The following is a 1,163-nucleotide window of genomic DNA, read 5'->3' as shown; positions in this document are numbered from 1 at the left end:
GTGTTTGCGCGCTCCGACATGGGCTCGCCGGGACTGCGCGGCCCCGCGCCGCCGGATATGCAGATCGGCCACTTCCTGTCGATGTGCGACGATGTCGGCCTGTTCCAGCATGCGGTGCATTCGGTGCCCGATCGCGCGCACGGCTATTGCGTCGACGACAATGCCCGAGCGTTGCTGCTGGCCTGCGCCCTCAACAATCCGGGCGAGCAGCCTCTGTCGGAGGTCTTGACGGCCCGCTTTGCTGCCTTCGTGCAGCACGCGTGGAACCCCGACACCGGGCAATTTCGCAACTTCATGGGCTTCAATCGCACCTGGCTTGAAGACAGGGGCTCCGAAGACAGTCACGGGCGAACGCTATGGGCCCTGGGTGAGGCGGCGCGCACGGACGCGAGCCCGGCGCGGCGCCAGTGGGCTGCAGCCTTGTTCGCGCAGGCATTGTCGATCGCGGAGAGCTTTCGCTCGCCCCGCGCGTGGGCCTTCATGTTGCTGGGTCTGGACGCATACTGCGCCGTGGCACCGGACGATCTTCGTGCCAGGGAGGTCCGGCATTCCCTCGCCGACAGGTTGATGTCCTGTCTGGCGTCGGTGGAGACGCCGGACTGGGTGTGGTTCGAGGAAGGGCTGGCCTATGACAATGCGCGATTGCCGCAGGCCCTGATGCTCGCGGGCATGGCGACGCAAACGCCTCAATATCTCGATGCCGGATTGAGGTCGCTGCGCTGGCTCATGACGCAACAAACGACCGCGGCAGGTCAATTCCGGCCGGTCGGCACCGCCGGCTTCGGCGAGCAGCGGCAACGTCCCCATGCCTTCGATCAGCAGCCGGTGGAAGCAACGGCGACGATTGCGGCCTGCCTCACGGCGTGGCGCGCGGATGGCGATGCCGAATGGAAAGCCATGGCAACGCGGGCCTTCGCCTGGTTTCTCGGCAGCAATGATCTCTCTGTGGCGCTGGTCGATCCGCTCACCGGCAGTTGCCGCGACGGCTTGCACCCCGATCGCGCCAACGAAAACCGCGGGGGCGAGTCCGTGGTTTGCTATCTCCTCGGCCTTGCCGAGATGCGCCAGCTTGCACGCATCACCACGAGCCTGACGAGGCCCGTAGCATTGCGCGCCGTGGGTGCCTGAACTTCACCTTCTCACCTAGCGAGCCGAGGATACCG

At 66.1% G+C, this 1,163-nt stretch carries 1 pseudogene; it reads left to right on the top strand.

The features are described 5' to 3' along the window. Positions 1–1,128: pseudogene (locus AC1D00_RS42110) on the top strand (glycosyl transferase family 1); the annotation flags it as partial. Between the last annotated feature and the right edge of the window lie 35 nt (positions 1,129–1,163).

It is taken from the genome of Bradyrhizobium sp. P2_E8 (genome assembly GCF_056403875.1).
This window is presented reverse-complemented; position numbering and strand designations above follow the sequence as displayed.